Origin of the sequence: Kitasatospora sp. MAP5-34, from assembly GCF_029894335.1 — a bacterium.
In the GTDB taxonomy this organism is placed as follows: domain Bacteria; phylum Actinomycetota; class Actinomycetes; order Streptomycetales; family Streptomycetaceae; genus Kitasatospora.
This window is the reverse complement of the sequence record NZ_JARXZC010000015.1, coordinates 108,665-132,377: the sequence shown is the minus strand read 5'-3', so window position 1 is coordinate 132,377 and position 23,713 is coordinate 108,665. Positions and strand designations below refer to the sequence as shown.

The window sequence follows — 23,713 nt, the reverse complement described above, 5'->3', positions numbered from 1 at the left end:
TGAGCGGGGTTCAGGAAGGGTTGACGCGGAGTGGTCCGTGTCGGCACGGTTACGGTATGCGCCCGCGGACGTGAACGTGGGAGCCAGGTACGGGCTGGACGAGGATGCGCGCCTTTCGGCCGACCTGTCGGGGGTGGGCGTGCACAGGGGGAGTGGATGCGGCATGACTGGTGAGTTCGGCGGAGGGCTGTCGGACCAGGAGGACCAGGCGGGGCCGGCCGGGGCGCCCGCGTGGGGGTTCGTGGTATCGGATCCGCCGCCTGCACCACGGCGCGAGCGCGGGTGGCGAGGGCGGCGGGCCTGGGTTGCAGGGGTGCTCGGCCTGGTGCTCACGGTCGTCGCCGGTCTGGGAGTGTGGCAGCCGTGGCACGACACGCCGGCGCCGAACTGGACGCCGTTCTACTTCGCGATGGAAAACCTGTTGGACCAGCCGGTGGCGCACTACTCCGGTTCGGCGCCCGATGGGGCCACGACCTGGGATCTGAGGGTCACCAGCGGCGGTGAGACACTCGGCACGGTCACCGTCGCCGGGCAGCAGATCAGTGTGCTGACCGTCGGGGACAAGACATACGTCAAGCCACCGGCCGGTCTGTTGGCCGGTCTGCCGGCGGGCGTCTCGGCCTCGGCCGTGCAGGGCAAGTGGATCACTGGCGACGACAGCCTGACCGGCCTGCTGCCGGCGGGACTGGGCTCGCCCGCCGACCTGGCGTCAGAACTGTGGGCCGCACTGGACGCGACCACCGCCTTCCCGCCGGTCGGCACTCCGGCGGTCAAGGTCGGTGCGGATCCGGCGCTGGCGGTGACGACACCGGCCGGGGTGCTGGTCGTCTCGGCGACAGCGCCCTACCGGGTGCTGCGGTTCGCGCCCACGCCCGCTACGACACCGGGCACCGGGAGCTCACCCTCGCTGCACTCCGCTCGGGCGCCGGGTGCGTCCTCCCATCCGGCTGTGCAGGCCGCCTGGTCACGCCTGGCGGCCTCCGGTGACGTCCCCGCCGGCCTGGCCGCTCTCGGGGAGACCGACTTCCAGCCGGTGTCGCCCGCCGAGGCCGACCAGACGTACGGCGATCTGATAGGCCAGACCAAGACGCTGAACAGCGCCGTCGACATCGGCGTCAGCTTCTCCTTCAACCAGACCGGCAACCTGAACTGCTCGGAGAGCGGCTGCACCGTCACCGAGAACGTCGCCACCTCGACCACGAGCACCCGCGCTGCCAAGCTGTCCGGGACCGTCACAGCGGTCATGAGCGCGACCGTGACCGTCAACGGCCAAGCGGCCGGGGGCTGTATGCAGACCGAGGCGCTGCCGATCAACGGGAACGGCACGATCAGCTGCGCGGACCCGGGAGTCGCCGGTCCGGTCCAGCAGATCAAGGCGGAGAAACAGCAGGAGGCCGACCAGCAGGCCCAGGCCTCCGGCCAGAGCGTCAGTATCCCGTACACGCTCGACTACGAGGCCGAGGTCCGGATCCAGGCGATGGCGGCCGTCCAGGCCGAGATCGATCAGGAGGTGGGCGCCGAACAGGCCGAGCGGAACACCGCAGCGCAGACCGCGAACAAGCCCACCAGTTGCGCGCAGAACAGCTTCCTGGCCGGAACCCGCGTCCTGATGGCCGACGGGACCACCGTACCCATCCAGGACGTCAAGGTCGGCGACCGGATCGACAACGCCGTCCCGGGCAGCCGGCCGGTCGCAGCGCACACCGTCACCGCCGTCCAAGTCACCGACTCCGACCGTGACTTCGTCCAGCTCGCCATCTCCGCCCCCGGCGGTACCGGAGAGATCGACTCGACCGCGCACCACCTGTTCTACGACGCCACCACCGGCGCCTGGACCGACGCCGCCGACCTCAAACCCGGCGACCGCCTCCAGACCACCGGGGACGGGTTCGCGACCGTCGGGGCAGTACGCGCGTACACCGCCGCCGACCGCACCTACAACCTCACCGTCGACGGTGTCCACACGTACTACGTGCTGGCCGGTGCGACGCCGATCCTGGTCCACAATGACGACTATCCCGGCGTGGGGACGATCGTCAGTCAAGATGGAGTCACCATTCAGATCTACTCGAACGACCACGGCCCGGCCCATGCTCACGTCAAGGGTCGTGGGGCCGAGGTCCGCATCGGGCAGAACGGGAAGCCCCTGGCCGGCAACCCGGAACTCTCGAAGCAGCAACAGCAGGTCGTCGACGAGAACATCAAGACGATCCGCGGGAACATTCGTGCCGCCATGGCGCGGTTTGCGGCCAACCGTGGGTGCTGACGGCGACCCCGTCCTCGGGGATCTGGTGCGGGAGCTGGGGGCACTGGTGGCGCTGGAAATCCCCGACTGGCGGGACGAGCATGCCAGGTGGGGGCTGTACAGCCGGGCCGGAGAACACCCGGAGGCGGTGGACCTGCTGCGGCGCGCCGTCGCGGTCGACCCCGATCCGTCCCTCGCCTCAGCGGTCGTGGTGATGATGCTGGAGCGGATCGATTCATCGCAACGGGCCCAGTGGGTGGGGATGTTGGACCCGTCCGTCCGGAGGTTCTCCGAGGTGCGATCGCGTGAGCTCGGCCTGCTCGAATCGGTGCGTTCTGGAGACGATCTGGACTCCATCGACTCGAATACCGTCGACGGTTGGTCCGACTGGCTTCAGCGCAGGGTCGCGGAATCCGCGCGGGACGGTCGTGTCCTGTCGCTCCTGTCCCGCCACGCGAGAACGAAACGGATCCGCCGGATCGCCGGGGAGGCGCTCGACGGCCTCGGTGACGGGAACGTCGGCGGGCGGTGATCCCGGACGTGGGCGGCCGCCCGGGTCGCCGACGTCCGGCTGCCCCCGCCCCCGCTCCCGCCGTGAACGGCCGGAGCGGGAGCGGGGGCAGGAGTGTGGGCAGTGGTCCCAGCCGGTCAGTTCGTCCGGCGGGTGAGTGCCGCCCGTGAGCGGGTGAAGCCGGCGGCCAGTACCCACGCGAGCAGTGGCAGCCCGACCACTATGACGATCAGGTAGGTCCACGGGACCACCAGTGGACTTACGTCCAGGTCGATGCCGCCGGTGATGTCCACGTGGGGCCGGGCGCCGAGGTTCTGCACACGTTGGACGGCCACGGCGGGTACGAATCCCGCTGCCACACCGACCAGGGCGCCCATCGCGGCGACGGCGGCGCACTGGAAGCCCGACAGCCTGCGCCGGATGCCCGGGGCCGCGCCGACGGCCGCCAGGGTCGCCAGGTCGCCCTGGGAGTCCGCCGCAGCGAGGCCGGTCGCGATGCCGGCGGCCGCGATCGCCACGGCCGAGGCGGCGATGACCAGGCCCAGCATGGTGGCGCTGCCGGAGCCGTTCTGGTAGCCGCGTTCGACGGACAACTTGCCCCGCCCGGCCGAGGCGACGGCTGCGGTGGCCCCCTGCTCCTCGGCCGAGCTGGGGGCGTGCGCGGGCAGCCAGACCGAGTCGTAGTAGCCCAGGGTGAGGCCCGCCGCTTTGGCTGTCTCCGGCGACATCACCGCTCGTACGGCCTGTGTGGTCGCCTTCGCCTCGACCGCCGGGAGGCTGATGGAACTGACCTGGTTGCCGCTCGGACCGGTGGCACCGAACCGGGTGAGGGCCAGGGCCACCTTGCCGTCCTTGATGAAGTGCGGGTCCAGGACGACGACCTGGCCCGCTGCGAGGGCCTGCGCGGCGGCGGGGTCGTCCACCCCCAGCAGGTTGTGCAGCACGGTCGCGTCGCCGGTGATCAGCTCCAGCACCTGCAGGGGCGTCGGCACGCTCGCCTTGCACCGGGGATCGTGGGCGAGCAGCTGCTTCGCCTCCTCGGGGCTCACGAAGCCGACGGGCCGCAGGTTGGTCAGCCCGGCTGCGGCTGGGCAGAGGTTCTCCTTGGGCACGGTCAGGCCCACCGAGCCGCAGAAGCCGTCCTTCGTACCGTCGCAGGGTCCGTAGGTGATCTCCCGGATGTCTCCGCGCTGCCCCAGACCGGGGATGGCGTGCTCCACGGCCGAGCGCAGGGCGTCGGCGTTCTTCGCGGATGCGGCGGATGCGGCGGCCGCGGCCGTCGCACGCGACGTCCCGGGCTTGGTGGACGCGAAGGACGAGGCCAGTGCGGAGTACGCCTCGACGACCACGGCTCCGTTCGGCGCGGTCGGCGCGTAGCCCGACCGGGCCGCCGAGGCGCTGCTCGTCTGGAATATCAGCACCGCGACCGCGCCGGCGACGGCCGCCAGGACAGCGGCGACGGCGGGAGCGGACCGCCCTCGGTTACGGGCCGCGTCGCGCAGCGCCAGCCGGGGGCCGAGCGGCAGGAACCGGCCGATCCGGCCGAACAGGCTCACGAACCACGGGGTGCAGATGACCAGGCCGAGCTCCGCGACCATGGATCCGGCCATCACGACCCGTGTCCGCGAACCGTCGACCGCGCCGAGCAGGGCGAGCGCGGTGCCGGCCAGGGCCACCAGCACGCCGACGACGGTGAGCCAGATCGCGGGCGGGCGGCTGGTGACGCGTCCGGTGAGGGCGGCGACCACGGGCTGTCGCGCGGCCTGCACGGCCGGGACGACGGCCGCCAGCAGGCCGGTCACCAGGCCGATCGCCACGATCGCGAGCAGATCACCGGGCTCCAGCGCGAAGTGGCCGAAGCGAGCCCCCGACCGCGTCTCCAGCGCCGACCGGCCCAGTGCCACGGCGAGACCGCCGAGCACCACGCCCACCAGCGCGCCCGTGGTCCCGAGGACGATGCCGCCGCCGAGCACCACCCGGCGGATGTGCGCGCGGTTGCCGCCGCAGGCCGCGATCAGTCCGAGCTGGCGCCGCGAGCGGCGGGCGCCGACCGCGAACGCCGGACCGGCCAGCAGCACGACCTCCAGCAGGGCCATGCCCACGACGGTGGCGAAGATGGTCGCCGACTTCACGGCGGCGGTGTCGGCCTGGGCGACGGAGTCGGAACCACTGCGGAACAGCGGAACGGCGCCGGCCGGCGGCGGGTCGGCGAGCACGGTGCGCGAGGCGACCGTGAAGCCGTACGCGTTGGCGTGCTGCACCTCGTCCCAGCTGAACGCGGCGTGCCCCGGCATGATGACCAGGAAGTCCTGAGAGCCGCGCGCCGGGGGCTGCTCACCCTGGTTGCCGTCCACCGACGCGAGGAGCTTGCTCAGCTCTCCCGGCCGGCCGACGAGCCGTGCCACCCGCAACAGGCCCGGGTACTCGATCGCGGCAGTGATCTTCAGCGGCTGGGTGGTGCCCGCGAGGGTGGTGCTCTGGCCGACGTGCAGTCCGGACTCGGACAGGAATCCGGTGGTCGCCGCGACCTCGTACGCGGCGCCGGGCCAGCTGCCCTGGCGGAGCGTCACGATTCCGTGGGTGGCGGGGTCGCTCAGGTCCATGGACTGCGTCTGTACGGCCCCCTGGCCGTAGACCGTGCTGGTCATGTTGTAGCCGAGCGAGGCGTCGACCGGCAGGACGTGGGCGCCGGGCGGCAGGGCCTCCTTGAGCAACTGCTCCAGCGGCTCGGCCGCGCGGGCCGCCTCCTCCGTGGTCGGAACCGGCGTCGGGCCGCTCTGCGACAGCACCCTGGTGGTGCCGGTGGGGGTCGGGGACTGCTCCAGCCGCCAGCCGGCCTTCACGGTACTGACGTACGCGTCGGAGGCGCCCATCAGGCGGGTGATGCTCTCCTGCGGAGTCAGCCGGCTGCTGCGGTTCACCACGTCGGTGGCGGTGACGCCGACGACCGGCAGCGCGATCATGGCGATGATCAGGGCACTGCGGCCCTTGGCGCGCAGCGCGTCGCGGCGGGCTATGCGGAGGGTGGCCCGCCAGGCGGAGATGTTCATCGGGCTTCGCTCTTCCTGATGGTCCGGGGGATGGCGTGGCCGGCGGTCCGGCTGGTGTTCCGGGTGGTCGTCCGGCGCGTGGTCCGACGCGTGGTCACCGCTGGGCTCCCGTCCCCTGGGTGTCGGCCCCGGCGGCGGGCGCCCCGAGGCCGGACGGGGGTTCGGTACGGAGGAGGACGCGTTCGTCCACGACCCGACCGTCGCTCAGGACTACCACACGGTCCGCCCACTCGGCGTGGCGGGGTTCGTGGGTGACCATCACGGCGGCGGCCCCGGCGGCGCAGCGGGCCCGCAGGACGGTCAGGACGGCGTCGCCGGTGGCGGAGTCGAGGGCGCCGGTGGGCTCGTCGGCGAGAACGAGCCGCCGCTCGCCGATGAGCGCGCGGGCGATGGCGACCCGCTGCTGCTGGCCACCGGACAGCTGGTCCGGGAAGCGGTCGGCGAGGTCGGCGATACCGATCTCGGCGAGCGCGGCCTGCGCCTCGGCGCGGGCCTGGCGGGTGGCCACACCGTCCAGCTCGCGCGGCAGGGAGACGTTCTCGGCTGCGGTCAACGCGGGAATCAGGTTGAAGTCCTGGAACACGTAGCCGATCGCGCGTCGGCGGACGGCGGACAGGGCGCTCCGGGACAGGCCGCCCAGCTCCTGTCCCTCGACCAGCACCTCGCCCGAGGTGGCACTGTCCAGCCCCCCGGCAATGGTGAGCAGCGTGGACTTGCCCGAACCGCTGGTGCCCATCACGGCGACGAACTCGCCCGGACGCACCGCCAGGTCCACGCCGCGCAGGGCGTGTACCTGGGCTGCGCCGTGACCGTGCACGCGGGACACGCCTCGCAGTCGCAGGACTGCTTCCCCCGTGTTCCGCAGGTGTGTGGTTGTCACTGGTCGGCTCTCCTTCGGGTGGCTGCCGCGCGGCGTGCGGCTGCGGCGGCTTCGGGTGGCTTCGGTGGTGCGGGTGTTCGTGGTGCGGGTGTTCGTGGTGCGTTGCTGGTGGGTGGGTTGCTCGTGCGCTGCTCGTACTGCGGGCTGGTTCGGCTCGCTCCGCGCCGGGCTTGTTCCGTACGCGGAACCGAGCCCGGCGGAGCGGCCGTCCCCCAGGCAGGGCGGTGCCCCGGCTCGGGTCTGCTGACGGTTGGTCGTGGCGCTCGGCGGCGTCACGTGGCAGTCGCGGGGCGCGAACTGGGCGCCCACCGGCCTGCCTGTCGGGTGACGGGCTGTCACCGTCCTGACGGGGCCTCGGCCGACCGGTTCATCAGCGAAGCATACTGAGTATGTATACCCGGTATGCAGCCGCGCTTCAAGGCGGAGCTGCCATGCGACCGGATCGGCCGGAGTGATGAGAGCACTGCTCCCGGGAACCGAACGCCACCGGAAGTGGTCTGGACAGGTATGCCCCATCGCACTGCTGACCTGGCCTCGGAGCTCGCCGGCGGTACGCTCGGACTCTGGGGCCGGAGGTGGGTGCGGGGGCGTGCCGGTACGGCCCGGCAGTACTCCTGACGACGGGTTAGTGTCCAGTGGTGGCAGAGCGCCACCAACTCTTGATGGAGGAGAACCGCATGCGCCGAGCAGCAAAGGGCCTTGTGGCCGCCCTGCTGAGCTCACTCCTGGTCGTACCCGTCGCCGCAGGCAGTGCGGCGGCCGCAGCGCCCGTGCGTGGCCTGGAGATCGGAGTGCCCGCCTACGTATGGCCCGGCGACCCGATGCTCGCCGATCTGACGGCCGCCTCCCCGGCGACCTCGATAGTCATCCTCAACCCGGGGAACGGTGACTCGCCGTTCGACACCACCTGGCAGGCCCAGGCCGACAAGCTCCGCCAGGGCGTCACGGCCTCCGGTGGCCACACCCGCGTACTGGGCTACGTGCACACCGACAATGGCAGCCGCTCGGCGGCCGCCGTCCAGGCCTCGGTCGACAACTATCTGAAAACCACGGACGGGCGTCTGCACGTCGACGGCATCTTCTTCGACGTCGTCAGCCGCGACTGCGGGACCGACAACACCGTCCGCGACTACTACTACGGGCTGCGCCAGTACGTGCAGACCACCATGAACAGCGTCGATCCCTCGGTGTCCGACCTGGTGGTCGACAACCCCGGCACCGCCATCGCGGACTGCTACCTGGAGGCCGGGCACCGCACGGCCGACACCTTCGTGACCTACGAGGGCACCTACGCCGACTACACCGGCACCGGCTGGCTCGGCGGGAACACCTTCAACTCGACCGCCGGCTACTACTCCGGCGCCGGTTTCGACCCGAGCGGCACCGCCTTCTGGCACCTGGTGTACGGGGTGCCGGACACCACCGCCATGCAGACCACTCTGGCCACGGCGTTCAACCGTGGCGCGGGGTACGCCTACGCCACCGGCGCCGGGCTGCCCAACCCCTGGAACGTCAGCCCGAGTTGGAAGTTCGGCACCCAGACGACGTACGCGGCGACCATCGGCTGACCGCCTGGCGGTTCACGGCTGCACGGCTTCACGGCGGTTCACGGCTTAACGGCGGCGGCCAGGGCGGGGCCGCCGCCGTGAAGCTCCCGCCGGAGCAGCTCAGGTCGAGCGGCTCAGGCGGGCTGGGTGCTCCGGAGTATCTGCTCAAGGAAGGCGTCGAGGTTCACCAGAGTCCGGGCAATCTGCTCGTCGACGGTCAGTGACTCGGAGACGCGCTCGGCCAGCGCGGACCTCTTCTTCCCCCGGACGTACAGCGAGCAGGCGAGGTCGGCGCAGATGTACGCGCCCACCGTGTTGCCCTCCCGCCCGGCCACGCCCGCCCTGCGGGCCGTCAGCAGCGAGACGCCCGAACCGGCGTGCGAGGTCACGCAGATCGAGCAGAGGCTGCTCCTGAGCAGGCTCCGCCGGACCCCGGTCGGGGCCCGCAGCGTGATCCCGACCAGGCCGTCGGGCCGCTCGGCCACCAGATAGCCACGGTCGGGGGCGCCCTGATCCCGCCAGCCGAGGAAGTCGAGGTCGTCCCAGGGCAGGTCGGCGAGCCCACGCGGCAGGTTCAGCCGACGGGCTTCACCCTTCGAGCAGTTGATGAAGGATGCGCGGATCTCGTCCTCGGTGACCGGTCTCATGTTCCGGACGCTAGCAGCCCCGCCTGCGAGGGTCATCTGGTTTTCCCTGGTGGGGCGGGGTGCGAGGGGACCAGGCTCAGGCGCCGGCGGCGGTGACGATGGCGTCGGTGGTGAAACCGAGGAGCAGACCGCCGAGGATCATCCAGGTGGTGAGTTCCTTGAGGTTGGCGCGCCGCGCGACGGCGAGCAGCTCGATGACGACGTAGAGGATGGACCCGGCGGCGAGCCCGAGGAAGGCGATGCTGAGGGTGTCGTTGACGAGGTGCTGGCCGATGAGCGTGCCCGCGAAGGTGGGCCCGCCGCCGACCAGGCCGAGCAGGCCGAGCGTGCCCCAGGACGGCCGGGTGCCCTCACCGGCGAGCGGCGCCACGATGCCGAAGCCCTCGGTGGCGTTGTGCAGCCCGAAGCCGATCACGAGCAGTACGGCGAGCGACAGCTGGCCCTGCGCGGCGGAGTTGCCGATGGCCAGCCCCTCGGCGAAGTTGTGCAGGCCGATGCCGGTGGCGATCATCCAGGCGAGCTGGAGAGGCTGCGAGTGCACCGCCCCGGCGCCGACCGGGTCGGCCGCCGCGCGCTCGGCAGCGGCGGCGCGGCGCCGGCCGTTGTAGCGGTCGTAGTAGACCAGGCCGGCCATGCCGATCGCGAGGCCGACGAAGAGCACGCCGCCGCCGAGGGCGGCGGTGCCCCACCTGTGGTCGGACAGCGCCTTGTCGGTCGGATCCCAGGCGTGGGTGAGGACGTCCCAGATCAGGAAGGTCAGGATGCCGATGGCCAGGGCGTTCAGAGCGGCCTTCAAGCGGGGCGCAGGCCGCTGGAGCCGGCCTATGGGCAGGCCCAGGTAGATGGTGAACCCGGCGATGGCGCCGAGCAGTGTGATCTGCGATCCGGACATGACGGCTCCGTGGGGACGAGCTGAGGGTAGCGGGCAGACACTAGGGCAACTGAGGTTTGCCTAACAACCTCTCCGCCCGTCAGATTCGGCCGGATCGCGGCCGGATCCCGTCGAAGCGCGGCCTCATTGACTCCGAGTGCCGCTGTCGTCACTATCTGACGACATGCGTTGGTGTGTTGGTAGGACAGCAGCGCCCGGAGTGATCATCAGAGCGATCCGGTGCAGCGATCCGGTGCAGCGATCCGTTGGAGTGATCTCATGAGCGAGCGAGAGGCCCCGGCGCCACTGGGCCCGTCCTCCCTGACCTGGAGGTACTTCGGGGACTGGCGCGGGATGGCGCTGGCCTTGTGGGCGGGCTCCCTGCAGAACATGCATCCGGGGCTCGGCGCCGGCGTCGAGGAGCACTCCGGCTTCCTGGACGAGCGTTGGGAACGCCTGCACCGCTCGCTCTACCCGATCTACGGCGTGGTCTACGACGGCCCGAACGCCGTGCGGACCGCCCGCGCGGTGCGCGGTTACCACGACTTGGTCAAGGGCGTCGACCGGCAGGGCCGCCCGTACCACGCGCTCGACCCCGACACCTTCTACTGGGCGCACGCGACGTTCTTCATGAGCACGGTGGTGCTGGCCGACCGCCTGGCGGGTGGGCTCACCGTGCCGCAGAAGCGGCAGCTGTACGGCGAGCAGGTGCAGTGGTACGCCCTGTACGGGATGAGCATGCGACCGGTGCCGCCGGACTGGGAGGCCTTCGAACGGTACTGGGACCACATGTGCGCCGAGGTCCTGGAGGACAACCGGGCGGCCCGCGCCGTCCTGGACATCGGCCGGATCGGCCGCCCGCCCGCTCTCTCGTGGCTGCCCGAGCCACTCTGGGCCCTGCTGCGTCCGCTGGTGGTCCGGCCGTTCGTCTGGCTCACCGTCGGGCTGTACCCGCCGGCCGTACGCGAGCGGCTGGGACACGGCTGGACCCCGGCCGACGAGCGCCGGCTACGCCTGCTCGCCCGCCTGGCCGACGCCGGGTGGCGGCTGCTGCCGCACGACCGCCGCTTCCACCCCCGGGCCCGGGCCGGTTGGCAGCGCGCGGCCGGAAGGCGGCCGGACGACTCGCCGCCGGTCGAGACCCCGGCCCGCAACCTCCCGCCCGTCGGTGAACGCGACGACCCCAGGCACTACACCGGCTGACGGTTCGTCACACTACTGCAGGATGTTGACCGCCCGGGCTACCACCAGGAGCACCGTCAGCAGCGAAACGACGGACTGCAGGCTCATCAGCAGCTTCGCCCAGGTCGAGAGCGGCATCGTGTCGGTGGGGCTGAAGGCGGTCGCGTTGGTGAAGGCGACGTAGAGGTAGTCGAGGAAGGCCGGTTCCCAGTCGGGCGGGGCGAGGCCGTCCTGCTGCATCTGCGGGAACAGGAAGTCCGGGTAGTCCTTGGTGCCGAGGGCCCTGGCGACCGGTCCGCCACGGTCCCACTCCCAGTACCAGAGCGCGAACGCGATGACGTTGGTGGCCCAGACCGCACCGGCCGTGCCCAGCAGCGCGAGCGCGTTGGGTGCGCCGGCGCTGTGCAGCAACTCGCGTACCAGCTTCACCGCCGACCAGCCGTTGGCCAGGCTGATCGCGGCGACCAGGCTCAGGCTTAGCGTGCGCAGCAGCCGCGACCTGCGGTCGAGTCGGAGCCGGCGGTGCGGGTTGAAGGCGACCAGCCCGATCATCATCACCAGTTCGAGGGCCGGCAGTATCCAGTGCGGATGGATCGTCAGGCGGGGTGGCAGGAAGAGCTGGAGACCGATCGCGATCAGGACGGTCACGCCGGCGGCCCAGCGCTGTTCGCCCTCGGTGGCCTGGCGCCAGGCCGGCGGCTGCTCCGGCTCGGTGGGCAGCTTCGAGACTGGTTCGAGCAGCCGCTCCAGCCGGTCCAGGCGACGGTGCAGCAGCTCGGTGAGCTCGTGCTGACTCACCGTCACGCCGCCTGGGTCGGCCGGTCCGGAGTCGCCGCCACCGCTGTTTCCGCTCGAAATCTGGTCCCCGGTCCCGGGGGGCTTGCTCTCGTCCATGGTCGACATTCTGGCCGACCGGCCGGGCCGGTGATCACCAAGGCTCGTTCGGCGAGGGCGGGGCTTGACCATTCGCTCGTTCAGATGTGCTTCTGCACAAGGTGGTTGCCGTCCGGAGATGGGCGGGTGGGAATGTATCTACGCGCGTCATGAAATGTTCACCCCCGGGTACTTCTAAGCGGCGGCGACCGGTGCTGTCATGGACATACACCCACTCGCACCCCTCACCCGGCCGCCCTCTGCCGGGCCAACTCCCATGGAGTCACGATGAGATCCCTGCACCAGCGGATCGCCGTCACCACCACCGCCCTGGCCCTCGCCACCGGCTGCTTCGTCACCGGCACCGCCCACGCGGCCGTCCTCCCCGCCGGCTCCCCGCTGAGCGCCGCCGGCGCCGCCGGGAGCTGCTCGCAGGCGTACCTGCCGCTGCCCGACCCGGCCTGTACGCCGGGAGCGGTGAACCCGTCCGTCACCCAGAGCACCATCAACTCGACCATCTGCGTGTCGGGTTGGACCGGGACCGTACGGCCGCCCACCTCGTACACCAACAAGCTGAAGGTCCAGCAGATAATCGCGTACGGCTACAGCGACACCAACCCCTCGGACTACGAGGAGGACCACTTCATCCCGCTGGAGCTGGGCGGCGCGCCCAGGGACCCGAGGAACCTGTGGCCCGAGCCGCACAGCGGCGTCGGCACCTCCGGCCAGAAGGATGCGGTCGAGAACGCGCTGAAGCGCGCCGTCTGCTCCGGCAGGGTGGAGCTCGCCCCCGCCCAGAACGCCATCGCGACCGACTGGACCACCGCCCTCTCCAGCCTCGGCCTGTAGCTCTCGGCGCGCGCGGCCCGGCGGGCCGCTGACGCCCGCCGGGCCCTCTCGCCCCTCAACTACCAGCCCTGCTCTGGCCGGTAACCGGACGGCTCTGCGATGCTGGTGCGGTGCCGCACCCACCGTTCGTCCCGGAGCCCATCACGGCGGACCCGCCCGGGCCCACGCCGCACCCGCTGCTCACCCAGTCCTGGCTGGACCTGGCCTTCCTGCACTGGCCGGCCGACCCGGCGGACGTGGCCCCGCTGCTGCCGCCCGGTACGGTGCCCGACACCCTCGACGGTGTCACCTACGTCGGCCTGATCGCCTTCCGGATGCACCGCGTCGGGTGGTTCCGGCTGCCAGGCCTCCCGTACCTGGGGACCTTCCCCGAGACCAACGTCCGCCTGTACTCGGTGGACGCCCACGGCCGGCGGGGCGTCGTCTTCCGCTCGCTCGACGCCTCCCGGCTGCTCCCGGTGGCCGTCGCGCGGGCGGCCTTCCGGCTGCCCTACCTCTGGTCCAGGATGGACATCCGCCAGGTCGGCGACACCATCACCTACCGCAGCGCCCGACGCTGGCCCGGACCGCGCGACGCACACAGCCGGATCTCCGTCCGGATCGGCGAACCGATCGACGAACCCACCGAGTTGGAACACTTCCTGACGGCCCGTTGGGGCATGCACAGCTCCTTCTTCGGCCGCCAGATGTACCTCCCCAACTCCCACCCCCGCTGGCCGCTCCACCGCGCCGAGCTCCTCGAGTACGAGCAGAACCTGCTCCCGGCAGCCGGCCTCCCCACGCCACCGGACGACCCGGTGAGCGTCCTCTACTCCCCGGGCGTCCCCGTCCGCTTCGCGCTCCCGGCCCGCCCGGGCGGCGCCCGGAGCGCCTGAACCAACAACCTCCAGCGAAGGGGCGCCCCGGCGGGCGCCCCTGCTGCCCGCGTGTGGAGGGTCCGTCTGGCGGGCAAGCCGGTTGTGGGGTAGGGGAACTGACGGGCTATCGTTTCTTGTATGCCCTCTGCCGAGCTGATTCGCATCGTGTCCCGTTCGTCCCCGATGGCGCTGGCCCAGGTGGAGCGGGTCCGGGCCGAACTCGCTGTCCTGCACCCCGGTATCCGGACCGAGGTGGTGCCGGTCACCACTTCGGGGGACCGCTGGATGGGTGATCTGTCCATGCTGGGCGGCAAGGGAGCGTTCACCAAGGAGGTCGACGCGGCGCTGCTGGCGGGTGAGGCCGACCTCGCGGTGCACTGCGTCAAGGACGTGCCCGCCGACCGGCCGCTGCCGGCCGGTACGGTGTTCGCCGCCTTCCTCAAGCGCGACGACGTACGGGACGCCCTGGTCCACCCCACCGGGCTGACGCTGGACCAGCTCCCGGAGGGCGCGCGGATCGGTACCTCCTCCGTCCGCCGGGTCGCGCAGCTGGCGGTCTCCCACCCGCACCTGGTCTGTGTCCCGATGCGGGGCAACGCCAACCGGCGGCTGGAGAAGCTGGCGGCTGGCGAGGCCGACGCGCTGCTGCTGGCGGTGTCCGGGCTGGAGCGGATCGGGCAGCCGGAGCGGATCTCCGAGATCCTCTCGGTCGAGGCGATGTGCCCGCCGATCGGCGCGGGTGTGCTCGCCCTCCAGTGCCGCGAGGAGGACAGCACCACCATCGGCGCGGTCACCGGCCTCGGTGACGCCGACGCCTGGCGCGAGACCACCGCCGAGCGGATGTTCCTGCACGTCCTCCAGGGGCACTGCAACTCGCCGATCGCGGGCTACGCGAAGGCCGAACGCGATGGCCGGCTCTCCCTCCGGGCCCGGGTCTTCTCGCCGGACGGAAAGACCGTCCTGGACGCCCACGAGTGGGCCGGCCCGCTGGACCCGGCGACGCTGGGCACCTCCGTCGCGGTCGCCCTGCTCCGTCAGGGTGCCCGCGAGCTGATCGACACCATCCCGCACTGACGGCCGTACGGTTGCGCCCGCCGAGCGGTGGGCGTGGTCCGAGGTATTCAGGTATCAGGTCAGGAAGCCCACGTGCACGTGGTCGTGGTGGGTGTTGTCGGAGAAGAACTGGTTGGCGGTCGTACCGCCGGACAGCAGGCGGGGCCCGCCCACGTTGTAGGACCCGGCAGCGGCGGCGGCCCGCATGAAGCCGTCCGCCAGAGCGGTCGGCGTCCCCGGGTCGACCACCGTGCGGCCGTCGATCCGCCAGACGTCGAAGGCCCGTCCGAGCGGGTGGTCGCTCGGGCGGGTGGTGCCGAAGACGTCCAGCGGGTGGCCGGAGCGGACCACGCTGACGGAGAACGAGTACGTCCGGGCGAGCGTCAGCATGGCTTGCAGGACGCTGTCGTGGACGGCTCCGCTGATGATGTCCGCGTGCGCTGCGGGTGGTAGCTGGATGCGGGTCTCGGCCAGTACCTGCTGGGCCGGGGTGGTGAGCTGCGTGGCGGGGGCGCCCGGCTCGGCCGGGTGCAGTGCCGTCACCGTCCACCGGGGCTGCGCGCTGCTCAGCCGTACGTCCACCGTGGTGCCCCCGGCGGTCACCGGGCCGTTCGCGGCACCCGTCCACTGGTCGCAGACGACCAGCACGCTCGCGGAGTCGGCGAGGATGCCCCCGTACTGGGCGTCGATGACCTGGAGCGCGGCCCGGTCGGCCGACGGCAGCAGCGGGCCGGCCTGGCCGGCCAGGCCGGGATCGAGCCCGAGCGCGGAGACCCGCGACTGCGCTGCCGGGACACCCCCGCCGCCGGCGGGCCAGGCGCCGATCGCCTCGACGAGCTGAACGGCTCGCAGCTTCACATCCGGGTCGATCTCGCCGGGCCCCGGCAACCAGGGGGTGGTGGCGGGCAGCGCCGCGCCGGGCGCGGCGGGGGCGGAGGTCGAGAGAACCGACGGCGCGGACGGTGAGGGTGACGACGACGGGGGCGGGGACGTCGAAGGCGCGGGAGTGGTGGCCGGAGCGGTGCTGCGGCCGGAGGAGCAGCCGGCGAGACCGATCAGCGAACCGGTGGCGGCGGCCAGCAGCATGCGGCGGGGGAGAGCACGGGGTGGCGGGGGAGAGCTGGGTGGCGGGGGAGAGCTGGGCACAGTCCACCACTATGCCGACCTCGGGAGTTGCGGCGCGGTAAGGCTCACTCCAGCTGACGGTGTGTCGGGACTGCGCCCGGGTGACGCCAAGGGAAGGGCAAGCACGGGCCCGGCAACGGGTCCGTCCCAACTCCCGTCCCAACTCCCGTCCCAACTCCCGTTCCTGCTCCCGCCTCCCCGGCTGATCTGCCGGAACGACGCCCGCCCCGGCGGCGGGGGGCCTAAGCTCGGTCATGACAAGCAGAGACACCCAGGGGGAAGGCGCCATCGGTGCCCGAGGCTGAACCGAACATCCGTCATGCCGCTCTGACGATCGCCGACGCGGTGGAGCACCTGGACCGGGCCACGCTCGCCGGCCTCGAACCGGACGCCGCCGAAGCCCAACTGCTCGCCCGCACCACGCTGCACGAGCATCTGGAACAGATCTGGGACACCCTCAAGTCCCAGGGCCACCGGCCCGCCGTCCGCGCCGAGTACCAGCCGCTCGCCGCGCTCCTCGACGTCCTGGTCAGCCTGCGGGACAACGCTCACCACACCGTCCACGGCACCGAGGCCGGGCCAGGTATCTGACGTAGAGTCAGGGGTCCGGCCGGGGGTCGACCCCGGCCCGGGACCAGCCTCGGAGGAGTACGCGGGATGACCGGGATCGTGCAGAGCGTGGACGTCGGGAAAGCCGGGTTCGAGCGGGTGGGCTTCGTCGGGCTGGGGGCGATGGGGCGTGGCATGGCCGCCAACCTGCTCGGGGCAGGGTTCCGGGTGCAGGTCTGGAACCGTTCGGCCGGGCCGGTGCAGGCGCTGGTCGCCCAGGGGGCCACGGCGGCGGCGGACCTCGCCGAGATCTACCGGAACGAGGTCGTGGTCTCGATGCTCGCCGACGACGCGGCGGTGGAGAGCCTGCTGCACGACCCGGCTCTGCTGTCCGGCGCCAAGGCCTCGGTGCACGTCAACATGGCCACGGTCTCGCTCGAACTCGCCCGCCGGGCCACCGCGTTGCACGCCGAGCACGGTGTCGGCTACCTCGCCGCGCCCGTGCTCGGGCGGAGCGAGGTGGCGGCAGCCGGGCAGCTGAACATCCTCGCCGGGGGTCCGGACGCGCTGCTCGACCTGGTGGAGCCCCTGTTCGCGGTCCTGGGCCGCCGGACCTGGCGGCTCGGGACGGAACCGCAGCACGCCAACACCGCCAAGATCAGCTCCAACTTCCTGCTGGCCTGCGCCATCGAGTCGCTGGCCGAGGCGTGCAGCCTGGCCGAGGCCAACGGGGTCCGCCCCGGCGACCTGGTCGAGATGCTGAGCAGCACGATCTTCCCCGGCCCGGTCTACTCCGGTTACGGCGCGATGGTCGCCGAACGCCGCTACGAGCCCACGGGCTTCCGCCTCGCCCTCGGCCTCAAGGACGTCAACCTCGCCCTCGCCGCCGGAGCCGAGACCCACGTGCCGCTGCCCTTCGGCAGCATCCTGCGGGACGCCTTCCTCGAGGCGGTCGCCCACGGCGACGCCGAGCGCGACTGGTCCGCCGTCGCCGCCACGGCCCGCCGTCACGCGGGTCTGCCCGCCTGAACCCCCGGCCCGCTGCCTGGGCACGCCCGTTCCGGAACGCTCACCCGAACGCGGTTTCGCAGGCGTCCGACTGACCCAACGTCAGCTAAGCCCTACGGGTGACTGTGCCTGCGAACAGCCGTGGCCGAGGTTTCTCCGCCACCGATCCGGCGAGACTGGCTAGCAGTTGGTCCGTCCACGGAGGGTTCGTCATGGCACTCACTCTGCTACTGCTCATCGCGCCGCCGCTGCTCGCCGTCCTGCTGACCGGCGGCGGATCCGGCCATCGCAGGACCAGGTCGACCGTGCGGCGCCGACATAGCCGGGCCGGCGGACGGCACGCCGTCCGCGCCGCCGGATCCCGCACCCTGGCGTGAGGCAGGCCGGCCCCGGCTCCGGACGTCTCGGCCCCGGGTGGTCTCCCGCCCGGGGCCGCAGCACAGTTGACGATCCGTCAGCTGTTCTCGTACTCCGCGATCACGCTCGCGCGGGCCAGGGCCAGGAAGCCCAGCGTGCCGCTGACGGCCGCCGCCGAGGTGTCCTCGTCCAGGCCGAGCTTCTCAACACCCAAGGCGTGCACGGTGAAGACGTAGCGGTGCGGGCCGTGGCCGGCGGGCGGGGCCGCGCCGCCGAAGTTCTTCGTCCCGTAGTCGTTGCGGGCGTGGATCGCGCCCGCCGGCAGGTCGGCCGAGTCGCCGCTGCCGAGGCCGGCCGGAAGCTCGGTGACGTCGGCCGGGAGGTCGAACAGCACCCAGTGCCACCAGCCGCTGCCGGTGGGCGCGTCCGGGTCGAAGCAGGTGACGGCGAAGCTCTTCGTCTCGGCCGGAAAGCCCGCCCACCGCAGCTGCGGGGAGACGTTGCCGCCCTCCAGTACCTGCGCCTGGGAGAGCGTCCCGCCGTCCGGTACGTCCTCGCTGGTCAGCGAGAAGGACGGTACGGGCCTCAGGAAGTCGTGGGGGAGTGGCGGCCGGTGGTGCTTGGACATGCTGGGCGAGCCTCCTGGAGTACGGACATCGGTGATGTCGCGGCGCGGGATCTGGTCGGATCTGACCGTGGCGCTGATCGGGGTCCTGATCGGGGTCCTGGAGTGAGCGTAGTGCGCCGTCGCCGGTCGCGTCCGAAGGTGTGGCGGGTTGGGGGCGGTCAGGGGCAGCGGGCCCGCAGATCCTCGGCGGTGTAGCGCTTGCTGACCTTGCGTCCGGAGTCCTCGCGCAGCCAGAAGTACCACCGCCGGTGCGCCCGCTGTTCCTGCTCCACCCCCGGGTGGAGAGCCGACACCCACCCGGGGGAGCTGGCTCCGGCGCCGCGCCCGCGTCACGCTGGGCACAGCGACCGGACCGAACGCAAGAGGTGCTCGATGGCATTGCCGAAGCTGCTCTCCATCCTCGGAATCCTGCTGTGGGTGGGTTACGAGGTGATCCTGCGCCGCCGGGCGGACTCCGACGCAGCCAGTTGGCACGGCGACAGCGGCGACCGGGGCAGCACCCGGCTGCTGCTCGGCTCCTATGCCGCCGCCGTACTGCTCAACATCGTCCTGTCCACGACCACCACCGGCCGGGTCCCGGCCGGCTGGAGCTGGGCCGGGGTGGCGGCGATCGTCGCCGGCCTCGCCCTACGGGCCTGGGGCATGCAGACCCTCGGCAGCTTCTACACCCGCACGCTGCGCACCACCGACGGCCAGAGCGTGGTCCGGTCGGGCCCGTACCGCCTGATCCGGCACCCCGGCTACTGCGGCAGCCTGCTGGTCTGGACGGGCTACTCCCTCGGCCTCGGCAACTGGATCGCCACCGTCGCGGTCGCCGCGCTGCTCCTGTCGGCCTACACCTGGCGGATCGACGCCGAGGAGAGGCTCCTGCTCACCGCCTTCGGCGGCCAGTACGCCGACTACCGCCGAGGCACCAAGCGTCTGCTGCCGTTCGTCTACTGAGTGCGCTCACCCGGGCGCCCCGGCCTCCGGGCACGAGCCCCTGACCCTGGCGGGCACGAGCCCCTGACCCTGGCGGGCACGAGCCCCTGACCCTGGCGGGCCCGAGCGAGCCCGAGGGCCGGGGCGACGTCCGTCGCACGCCGGTCGACACCCGGTGGATGTCGCCCCGGCCGCTCTTCCCGCATCCCCACGAGGCAGCCTACGGCCGGTGAACGGACCGCGCGTCAGACCGGGGGCTGACCCGCGACTGCGACTTCGGTCGCACTCGCGGGTCAGCCCCCGGCCGGGTCAGACCGCCTGCCCGACCTCGTCGCGCCGGAGCTGCCGCCCGGCGCGGCGGTGGCCCGGCGGGCGCTGGCCGGCGGTGGCCGGCGGGTCGGCGGGCCAGGCGGCGACGGGGTTGCCCAGCCAACGGGTGCCGCCCGGTACCGACTCGCCGCGCATGACCAGCGAGGAGGGGCCGGCGACGGCGCCCTCGCCCATCGTCGAGTCCAGCAGCACGATGGAGTGCGGTCCGACGGTGGCACCCTCGTCCAGGTGGATCGAGCCGAGCCGCATCAGCCGGTCGTGGAAGAGGTGCGTCTGCACCACCACACCCCGGTTGATGCTCACCCCGGCCTCCAGCGTCACGAGGTCGGTCTCCGGCAGCCAGTGCGACTCGCACCACACGCCACGCCCGATCTTCGCGCCCACGCTGCGCAGCCACATGTTGAGCAGCGGCGTGCCGGTCGCGGCCGTGCCGAGCGCGGGCATCGCCAGCTCCTCGACGAAGACGTCGTAGAGCTCGTTGCGCCAGACGAAGGAGCTCCAGAGCGGGTGTTCGCTCTCCCTGAAGCGTCCGACCAGCAGCCACTTGGCGGCGGTGGTGATCACGCAGGCGAGCACGCCGATGGCGAACAGCACCAGCCCGGCACAGGCCACGGTGAGCCACAGGCCGTCGATGTCCAGCATCTCCTGGAGCGCGGCCACGGTCAGGTCGCCGAGGATCACCGCGATCAGGACAGGAACGATTCTGCATACCTCGACCGCAGCCCGGGCCCAGACCAGCCGCTTCGGCGGGTCGTAGGTGCGGGCGCTGTTGCCCTGCTCGGCGGCGCGGGCGATCGCGAAGCCGGGGCGGCCCAGCCAGGAGGAGCCCTCCTGGGCCTCCGGCGGTGCGTCGGAGAGCACGCCGACCAGCGTGTTGTCCGGCAGCCTGCGCTCCGGGCCGACGATGCCCGAGTTGCCGACGAAGGTCCGGCGGCCGACGTACGAGCGCCCGAGCCAGAGCCAGCCGCCGCGCACCTCGAATGGCGCGACCATGGTGTCGTCGGCGAGGAAGGCGCCGTCGGCCACGTTCATCAGGCCCGGCAGCCCGATCACGGTGGAGGCCTCCACCCGGCGGCCGATCTTCGCGCCCAGGATCCGCAGCCAGACGGGGGTGAAGAGCGAGGCGTAGAACGGGAAGAGGGTCGAGCGCGAGGTGTCCATCAGCCGGTGCACCAGCCAGGCGCACCAGGCGACCCGGCCGTGTGCCGGGTGCACACCGGGCTTGAGGGCCCGGCCGAACAGCCGGATCACGATCGCGAGCAGCGTCGCGTAGGAGAGCAGGGTGACCACGGCGAGCGGTCCGGCGGCGAGCAGCACGTGCATGAAGGCGCTTGTATACGAACGGTCCTTGCCCACCAGCGAGTACAGCACCACCAGCGCGGGCAGCGCGGAGAGCAGCGGCACCAGCTGGAGGCCGGGCAGCGCGACCGTGTACATCAGGTCCCAGAATCGGGAGCGGTGCTGCTCGGGCTCGGGCCAGCCCTGGCCGGCGATGTCGTTGCCGGGCTCGGCGCGTGCGGGCGAGCCGTGCCAGTACTGCCAGGCCGGGACGTGACCGGTGACGCAGCTGCCGGGGGCGACCTCGGCGCCGACGCCCACCTCGGCGCCGGGCATCATCATGCTGCGGGTCCCCACCCGGGCACCCGCGCCTATCCGGACCGCACCCAGGTGCAGGATGTCGCCGTCCAGCCACCAACCGGCGACGTCGACCTCGGCCTCGACGCTGCAGCCGTCGCCGAACGTCGCCATGCCCGTCACGGGCGGCATGGTGTGCAGGTCGACGTCCGTGCCGACCTTGTTGCCCAGTAGACGCGCGTAGCGCCGGGCCAGCGGCGTGCCGGTCACGGCGGCCACGTTGAAGACCGCGACCAGCCGTTCGGCCGTCCACAGCCGCAGGTGGGTCGCGCCGCCGCGCGGGTAGCTGCCGGGCCGCATCCCGGCGGTGAGCAGCCGGGCGCCGGCCGCGCCGATCAGCATCCGGCCGAGCGAGCTGGACAGCACCAGCCAGGCGCCGCCGATCAGCCACCAGGAGGTGTGCGGGGTCCAGGGCAGTGGGCCCATCAGGTTGTCCACGGTGGCCAGGCCGATCAGCCAGCGGGCGCCGGTGACGGTGAACAGGACGGCCATCACGATCAGCTGGACGAATCCGGCGCGGCGCGGTGTGGGCCGTACCTCGCGTCTGCTCTCCTGGCGGCCGCCCATGCTGTCCAGGCGCTCGGCCAGGGCCTGCAGGCCGGGGTGGTGGTAGAGGTCGGCGACCGACACCTCGGGGTACCGCTCGCGCAGCAGCGAGACCAGGGTGGCGGCGGCCAGGCTGGTGCCGCCGAGCGCGAAGAAGTCGCTGTCGGCGCGCACCGGAAGGCCGAGCAGCTTCTGCCACTGCTCGGCCAGCCACCCGGCGGTGCCGGTCAGCGGCGGGCCGCTGTCCGCGTCGTCGCCGCCCAGACCGGGCAGCGGCCACGGCAGGGCCTTGCGGTCGACCTTGCCGGACGTACGGGTGGGCAGGTCGTCGACCACGCCGAGGACCGGGACCAGGGACTGCGGCAGCCGCTCCAGCAGCAGCCGGCGGGCCTCGGCCTGGTCAAAGTGTGCGCCGGGCTCCAGTACCAGGTAGCCGACCAGCAGCTGGCCGCCCGCCTGGGTGTTCTGGACAGCGGCGGCCGCAGCGCGGACGCCGGGCAGGGCCTGTAGGGCGGCGTCGACCTCGCCGAGTTCGATCCGGCGGCCGCCGAGCTTGATCTGCTCGTCGATGCGGCCGACGAAGACCAGGCCCTCGGGCTCGGCGCGGACCATGTCACCGCTGCGGTAGACGCGGGGGGTGCGCAGGGCGGGGTGGGGCGGGAACTTCTCGGCGTCCTTGGCCGGGTCGAGGTAGCGGGCGGTGCCCACCCCGCCGATCAGCAGCTCGCCGGTCTCGCCCCAGGCGACGGGCTTGCCCTCGCTGTTGACGACGGCCAGCTCCCAGCCGGCCAGCGGCGCGCCGATCCGCACCGGCTGCCCGGCGCGCATCCGCGAGGCGCAGGCGACGACGGTGGTCTCGGTGGGGCCGTAGGTGTTCCAGAACTCGCGGCCGGGCGTGTCGAGGCGGTCGACCAGCTCGGCCGGGCACGCCTCGCCGCCGACGATCAGCAGCCGGACCCGGTCCAGCGCCTGCGGCGGCCAGAGCGCGACCAGGGTCGGCACGGTGGAGACCACGGTGATGCCGCGCTCCACCAGCCACGGGCCGAGGTCGGTACCGGCCCGGACCAGCGAGCGGGGGGCCGGGACGAGGCAGGCGGCGTGCCGCCAGGCCAGCCACATCTCCTCGCAGGAGGCGTCGAACGCCACCGAGAGCCCGGCGAGCACCCGGTCGCCGGGGCCGAGCGGGTTCTCCGGCAGGAAGATCCGCGCCTCGGCGTCGATGAACGCGGCGGCGGAGCGGTGCGAGACGGCGACGCCCTTGGGGCGGCCGGTGGTGCCGGAGGTGAAGATGATCCAGGCGTCGTCCTGCGGGCCGGGCCGCCCGGGGCGTCCGCCGGGCATCGCGTGCGGCGTGCCGGTGACGGTGCAGCCTGCGGTGATCACCGCGCAGACGGCGGCGTCGGTCCAGATCATCTCGGCCCGCTCGTCCGGGTCGTCCACGTCCACCGGGACGTAGGCGGCTCCGGCGCAGAGCACGGCGAGGATCGCGACGTACAGGTCGGCGGTGCCGGACGGGACCCGGACGCCGACCCGGTCGCCGGGTCCGATGCCGTAGCCGGCCAGCGTGGACGCGAGGTTGCCGACCGTCCGGTGCAGGTCGCGGTAGCTGAGGACGGTCCCGGCCGCGTCGAGCGCGGCGGCGTCGGGGCAGTGGGCCACCGCCGCCTCGAAGACGTCCACCAGCGTCCGCACCGGGGCGGCGGCCTCGACCGGCCAGATCGCGCCGGCGCCCGTGCCGGGGGTCTGCCAGCCGAACGGGTCCGCAGCGTTGCCCGCAGTGTTCGATATGTACTGGTTGTCCAAGAGGGGGTAACCGCTCGATGGTGGGATTTGGGCGCTCTTGTCCATCCCGACATCATCGGCACTAAACATGAGAAAACTGTAAGGAGAATCGGGGTCCCACTGGCCACAGAACCCCCTTGAGCCCGTCAGGCCCCTTCTCTCACAGTGGTTCTGACGGACCCGCCGTTTCGGTTCCACCGGTGGAGTGTGGTGGATATCTCACTGTTCGAGCGGCTCCGGGTGCGGTGCGTGACAATGGCATGTGAC

At 72.2% G+C, this 23,713-nt stretch carries 20 protein-coding genes; 11 read left to right on the top strand and 9 right to left on the bottom strand.

All coding sequences use genetic code 11. The features are described from left to right. Positions 1-325: 325 nt before the first annotated feature. On the top strand, positions 326-2,266 hold the full coding sequence (locus P3T29_RS15335; RefSeq protein WP_280716989.1) for a polymorphic toxin-type HINT domain-containing protein: 1,941 nt from the start codon (positions 326-328) through the stop codon (positions 2,264-2,266). Then, positions 2,256-2,777: a hypothetical protein gene (locus tag P3T29_RS15330; protein ID WP_280716988.1), complete on the top strand. Its 522-nt coding sequence runs from the start codon at positions 2,256-2,258 to the stop codon at positions 2,775-2,777. The genes P3T29_RS15335 and P3T29_RS15330 overlap by 11 nt, the downstream gene beginning before the upstream one ends. A 116-nt stretch (positions 2,778-2,893) precedes the next feature. On the opposite strand, the gene P3T29_RS15325 is transcribed toward P3T29_RS15330, so the two are convergent. Together P3T29_RS15325 and P3T29_RS15320 are read right to left on the bottom strand one after the other, a co-directional pair. Beyond that, positions 2,894-5,806 (bottom strand): ABC transporter permease, encoded by a 2,913-nt coding sequence (locus P3T29_RS15325; protein WP_280716987.1) that lies wholly within the window; start codon positions 5,804-5,806, stop codon positions 2,894-2,896. A gap of 94 nt (positions 5,807-5,900) precedes the next feature. Then, positions 5,901-6,686: an ABC transporter ATP-binding protein gene (locus P3T29_RS15320; RefSeq protein ID WP_280716986.1), complete on the bottom strand. Its 786-nt coding sequence runs from the start codon at positions 6,684-6,686 to the stop codon at positions 5,901-5,903. 677 nt (positions 6,687-7,363) lie between these two features. Between P3T29_RS15320 and P3T29_RS15315 the strand changes: the two genes are divergently transcribed. Next, a complete protein-coding gene (locus P3T29_RS15315; RefSeq protein WP_280716985.1) occupies positions 7,364-8,254 on the top strand; it encodes a spherulation-specific family 4 protein in 891 nt (296 codons plus the stop codon). A 113-nt stretch (positions 8,255-8,367) separates the two neighbouring features. Here the strand turns inward: P3T29_RS15315 and P3T29_RS15310 are convergent, their stop codons facing one another. Continuing rightward, positions 8,368-8,880, bottom strand: coding sequence for an FBP domain-containing protein (locus tag P3T29_RS15310; protein ID WP_280716984.1), 513 nt, complete (start codon positions 8,878-8,880; stop codon positions 8,368-8,370). A 76-nt stretch (positions 8,881-8,956) separates the two neighbouring features. Next, complete coding sequence (locus P3T29_RS15305) at positions 8,957-9,772, bottom strand: ZIP family metal transporter (RefSeq protein ID WP_280716983.1); 816 nt, start codon at positions 9,770-9,772, stop codon at positions 8,957-8,959. Positions 9,773-10,030: 258 nt separating this feature from the next. On the opposite strand from P3T29_RS15305, the gene P3T29_RS15300 reads away from it, so the two are divergent. After that, a complete protein-coding gene (locus P3T29_RS15300; RefSeq protein ID WP_280716982.1) occupies positions 10,031-10,954 on the top strand; it encodes an oxygenase MpaB family protein in 924 nt (307 codons plus the stop codon). 12 nt (positions 10,955-10,966) lie between these two features. On the opposite strand, the gene P3T29_RS15295 is transcribed toward P3T29_RS15300, so the two are convergent. Beyond that, the gene (locus tag P3T29_RS15295) at positions 10,967-11,827 is read right to left on the bottom strand and encodes a hypothetical protein (protein WP_280716981.1); all 861 of its coding nucleotides are present in this window, start codon (positions 11,825-11,827) and stop codon (positions 10,967-10,969) included. A gap of 267 nt (positions 11,828-12,094) precedes the next feature. Between P3T29_RS15295 and P3T29_RS15290 the strand changes: the two genes are divergently transcribed. From P3T29_RS15290 to hemC, 3 genes are all read left to right on the top strand, one after another. Further along, positions 12,095-12,655, top strand: a complete 561-nt coding sequence (locus P3T29_RS15290; protein WP_280716980.1) for a hypothetical protein — start codon at positions 12,095-12,097, stop codon at positions 12,653-12,655. Between the two features lie 110 nt (positions 12,656-12,765). Further along, complete coding sequence (locus tag P3T29_RS15285) at positions 12,766-13,530, top strand: DUF2071 domain-containing protein (protein ID WP_280716979.1); 765 nt, start codon at positions 12,766-12,768, stop codon at positions 13,528-13,530. 120 nt (positions 13,531-13,650) lie between these two features. Next, positions 13,651-14,586, top strand: coding sequence for a hydroxymethylbilane synthase (gene hemC / locus P3T29_RS15280; RefSeq protein ID WP_280716978.1), 936 nt, complete (start codon positions 13,651-13,653; stop codon positions 14,584-14,586). A 54-nt stretch (positions 14,587-14,640) separates the two neighbouring features. On the opposite strand, the gene P3T29_RS15275 is transcribed toward hemC, so the two are convergent. After that, positions 14,641-15,651, bottom strand: coding sequence for a hypothetical protein (locus P3T29_RS15275; RefSeq protein WP_280716977.1), 1,011 nt, complete (start codon positions 15,649-15,651; stop codon positions 14,641-14,643). A 330-nt stretch (positions 15,652-15,981) separates the two neighbouring features. Here P3T29_RS15275 and P3T29_RS15270 point away from each other — a divergent pair, with 330 nt between their 5' ends. The 3 genes from P3T29_RS15270 (at position 15,982) to P3T29_RS15260 (ending at position 17,624) form a co-directional block, all read left to right on the top strand. Beyond that, complete coding sequence (locus P3T29_RS15270; protein WP_280716976.1) at positions 15,982-16,281, top strand: hypothetical protein; 300 nt, start codon at positions 15,982-15,984, stop codon at positions 16,279-16,281. 66 nt (positions 16,282-16,347) lie between these two features. Continuing rightward, the gene (locus P3T29_RS15265; protein ID WP_280716975.1) at positions 16,348-17,268 is read left to right on the top strand and encodes an NAD(P)-dependent oxidoreductase; all 921 of its coding nucleotides are present in this window, start codon (positions 16,348-16,350) and stop codon (positions 17,266-17,268) included. A 191-nt stretch (positions 17,269-17,459) separates the two neighbouring features. Then, on the top strand, positions 17,460-17,624 hold the full coding sequence (locus tag P3T29_RS15260; protein WP_280716974.1) for a hypothetical protein: 165 nt from the start codon (positions 17,460-17,462) through the stop codon (positions 17,622-17,624). 77 nt (positions 17,625-17,701) lie between these two features. Here P3T29_RS15260 and P3T29_RS15255 read toward each other — a convergent pair whose 3' ends face one another. After that, positions 17,702-18,232, bottom strand: a complete 531-nt coding sequence (locus P3T29_RS15255) for a YbhB/YbcL family Raf kinase inhibitor-like protein (RefSeq protein WP_280716973.1) — start codon at positions 18,230-18,232, stop codon at positions 17,702-17,704. Between the two features lie 158 nt (positions 18,233-18,390). Further along, positions 18,391-18,525 carry a hypothetical protein gene (locus P3T29_RS15250; protein ID WP_280716972.1) on the bottom strand — a complete coding sequence of 45 codons (135 nt, stop codon included), beginning with the start codon at positions 18,523-18,525 and terminating at the stop codon, positions 18,391-18,393. Between the two features lie 79 nt (positions 18,526-18,604). On the opposite strand from P3T29_RS15250, the gene P3T29_RS15245 reads away from it, so the two are divergent. After that, positions 18,605-19,174: an isoprenylcysteine carboxylmethyltransferase family protein gene (locus P3T29_RS15245; RefSeq protein ID WP_280716971.1), complete on the top strand. Its 570-nt coding sequence runs from the start codon at positions 18,605-18,607 to the stop codon at positions 19,172-19,174. A 288-nt stretch (positions 19,175-19,462) separates the two neighbouring features. On the opposite strand, the gene P3T29_RS15240 is transcribed toward P3T29_RS15245, so the two are convergent. After that, positions 19,463-23,536: a Pls/PosA family non-ribosomal peptide synthetase gene (locus P3T29_RS15240; protein WP_280716970.1), complete on the bottom strand. Its 4,074-nt coding sequence runs from the start codon at positions 23,534-23,536 to the stop codon at positions 19,463-19,465. Positions 23,537-23,713: the final 177 nt, after the last annotated feature.

What these genes read in the sequence shown, in the direction of transcription:
- P3T29_RS15245 (WP_280716971.1), top strand. Translation starts at nt 18,605, where the DNA reads ATGGCATTGCCGAAGCTGCTCTCCATCCTCGGAATCCTGCTGTGGGTG.
- P3T29_RS15315 (WP_280716985.1), top strand. Translation starts at nt 7,364, where the DNA reads ATGCGCCGAGCAGCAAAGGGCCTTGTGGCCGCCCTGCTGAGCTCACTC.
- P3T29_RS15310 (WP_280716984.1), bottom strand. Translation starts at nt 8,880, where the DNA reads ATGAGACCGGTCACCGAGGACGAGATCCGCGCATCCTTCATCAACTGC.
- P3T29_RS15255 (WP_280716973.1), bottom strand. Translation starts at nt 18,232, where the DNA reads ATGTCCAAGCACCACCGGCCGCCACTCCCCCACGACTTCCTGAGGCCC.
- P3T29_RS15305 (WP_280716983.1), bottom strand. Translation starts at nt 9,772, where the DNA reads ATGTCCGGATCGCAGATCACACTGCTCGGCGCCATCGCCGGGTTCACC.
- hemC (WP_280716978.1), top strand. Translation starts at nt 13,651, where the DNA reads ATGCCCTCTGCCGAGCTGATTCGCATCGTGTCCCGTTCGTCCCCGATG.
- P3T29_RS15295 (WP_280716981.1), bottom strand. Translation starts at nt 11,827, where the DNA reads ATGGACGAGAGCAAGCCCCCCGGGACCGGGGACCAGATTTCGAGCGGA.
- P3T29_RS15260 (WP_280716974.1), top strand. Translation starts at nt 17,460, where the DNA reads ATGGCACTCACTCTGCTACTGCTCATCGCGCCGCCGCTGCTCGCCGTC.
- P3T29_RS15275 (WP_280716977.1), bottom strand. Translation starts at nt 15,651, where the DNA reads ATGCTGCTGGCCGCCGCCACCGGTTCGCTGATCGGTCTCGCCGGCTGC.
- P3T29_RS15325 (WP_280716987.1), bottom strand. Translation starts at nt 5,806, where the DNA reads ATGAACATCTCCGCCTGGCGGGCCACCCTCCGCATAGCCCGCCGCGAC.
- P3T29_RS15265 (WP_280716975.1), top strand. Translation starts at nt 16,348, where the DNA reads ATGACCGGGATCGTGCAGAGCGTGGACGTCGGGAAAGCCGGGTTCGAG.
- P3T29_RS15290 (WP_280716980.1), top strand. Translation starts at nt 12,095, where the DNA reads ATGAGATCCCTGCACCAGCGGATCGCCGTCACCACCACCGCCCTGGCC.
- P3T29_RS15300 (WP_280716982.1), top strand. Translation starts at nt 10,031, where the DNA reads ATGAGCGAGCGAGAGGCCCCGGCGCCACTGGGCCCGTCCTCCCTGACC.
- P3T29_RS15240 (WP_280716970.1), bottom strand. Translation starts at nt 23,536, where the DNA reads ATGTTTAGTGCCGATGATGTCGGGATGGACAAGAGCGCCCAAATCCCA.